2 protein-coding genes are annotated in these 1,805 nt (G+C 62.0%); one reads left to right on the top strand and one right to left on the bottom strand.

Annotation, left to right across the window (positions count from 1 at the left end; genetic code table 11):
- Positions 1-1,150 (bottom strand): 1-deoxy-D-xylulose-5-phosphate reductoisomerase (dxr, locus tag TX78_RS05265; RefSeq protein ID WP_044494243.1); only part of this gene is annotated, 1,150 nt, incomplete at its 3' end.
- A gap of 153 nt (positions 1,151-1,303) precedes the next feature.
- On the opposite strand from dxr, the gene TX78_RS05260 reads away from it, so the two are divergent.
- Positions 1,304-1,774 (top strand): GNAT family N-acetyltransferase, encoded by a 471-nt coding sequence (locus tag TX78_RS05260; RefSeq protein WP_044494241.1) that lies wholly within the window; start codon positions 1,304-1,306, stop codon positions 1,772-1,774.
- The last annotated feature ends 31 nt before the right edge of the window (positions 1,775-1,805 follow it).

Raw genomic sequence — 1,805 nt, 5'->3', positions numbered from 1 at the left:
GCGAAGCAGCGATACCGGTGTGGGCCGCCAGTGTCTGCTCGACGGTCTTCAGGATGCCGGGGAAGGCCAGCGCCCCGGAGTGGAAGGCTTGGACGGCCTGTTCGTTGGCGGCGTTGTAGACCGCCATATGCGTTGCCGAGGTGGCTGCAGCCTGTTTTGCCAGCTTCACTGCGGGGAATGCAGTGTCATCCAGGGGTTCGAAAGTCCAGTCCATGGCGCGGGTCCAGTCAATGGCGGTATCCACTTTCTGAAGGCGGTCCGGCCAGGAAAGGCCTAGCGCAATAGGCACCAGCATCCGTGGCGGCCCCGCCTGGGCGATGCTGGATCCATCCTGGTATTCCACCAGCGAGTGAATGTACTGCTGGGGGTGGATCACCGCGTCAATGCGTTCTAAGTCCACATCAAAGAGCAGATGCGCCTCGATGACCTCCAGGGCTTTGTTGACCATGGTGGCGGAGTTGGTGGTGACCATCATGCCCATATCGAAGTTGGGGTGCTTCAGCGCCTGCTGCGGGGTGACCTCAGCCAGCTGCTCGGCACTCCAGCCGCGGAACGGGCCTCCGGATGCGGTGAGCACCAATCGGCTGACCTCGCTGTAGCCGGTGGTGACCGGGGAGCACAGTCCACGCTCATGCTGGCCTGAAGCCAGCGCCTGAGCCAGTGCCGAATGCTCAGAATCCACAGGGACCACCTGCCCTGGACGCTGCAGGGCCGCAGTCACTAAGGCACCGCCCACCACCAGGGACTCCTTATTGGCAAGTGCCAGGGTGGCTCCCGAGCCCAAAGCGGCAAGGGTCGGTTTCAGGCCGATGGACCCGGTGATGGCATTGAGCACCACATCAGCCTGGACCTCTGCGGCGATCTGCTCGCAGGCATCAGGACCGCTGAGCACCTCCACATCGGTCAGCCCTGTGGAGGTGAGTCTTTCGCGCAGCTGGGCTGCGGCGTCGTCGTCGTACATTGCGGCAACGCCGGCGCCGGTGGCCTGCACCTGGCGGGCCAGCAGCTCGGCATTGGAGCCGGCAGCCAATGCCACCACCTCAAAGCGCTCCGGGTGGGCTGCAATAACCTGCAGCGCCTGGGTGCCGATAGATCCGGTGGAGCCGAGGATGGCGATGCGGCGCGGACGATCAGGTGCTGCTGCGGACATGAGCCCCATTATTGCGCAGTATTGAGGCAGTCCCGGCATCCCGTTGTGACCTTAAGCCTCGACGGGAAGCGAGAATCAGGTGATATTCCGAGTAGGCTGGAGTCACAGCAATATGCCGTACCCAGCCACAAGCCGGGAACATAAGGAGCTTCTATGAAGATCACACTGCGGGAAGTCGCCGCTGGCGACCTGGACGAATTTTTCCGCTTCCAGCAGGATGCCGACGCCGCCCACATGGCTGGGTTCGCGCCGACTAACCCTAACGACCGCAGCATCTTCGATCACCACTGGAGCGAGCTTCTCAACGACGAAAAGTCGCTGGTGCGCACTATCGATGCTGATGGCCAGCCTGCCGGCTCTATTGCGGTTTTCCGTGATGGAGACGTCCATGAAGTGATGTTCTGGACCGATAAGCAGTTCTGGGGCCAGGGCATCACCACCACCGCGATGGACCTGTTCCTGGACGAGTTCACGCCGCGGCCGCTGCGTGCTCGCGTGGTGGTGGACAACGTGGGTTCGCTGAAGATTCTGGAGTCCCGCGGCTTTACCGAGGTGGGCGAGGAACAGGTCTTCTCTAATGCGCGTGCCGAAGTGGTGACCGAAAAGATCCTGCAGCTGAACTGATCTAGGTGTAGTTCCTCGACACGTTGTGAAC

The organism is Nesterenkonia massiliensis (genome assembly GCF_000455245.1).
In the GTDB taxonomy this organism is placed as follows: domain Bacteria; phylum Actinomycetota; class Actinomycetes; order Actinomycetales; family Micrococcaceae; genus Nesterenkonia; species Nesterenkonia rhizosphaerae.
Note: the sequence above shows the minus strand (reverse complement) of the source record. Positions and strands in the feature narration are given on the sequence as shown.

Bases quoted from the DNA above. Each gene is read 5' to 3' on its own strand.
- TX78_RS05260 (WP_044494241.1), top strand. From the start codon at position 1,304: ATGAAGATCACACTGCGGGAAGTCGCCGCTGGCGACCTGGACGAATTT.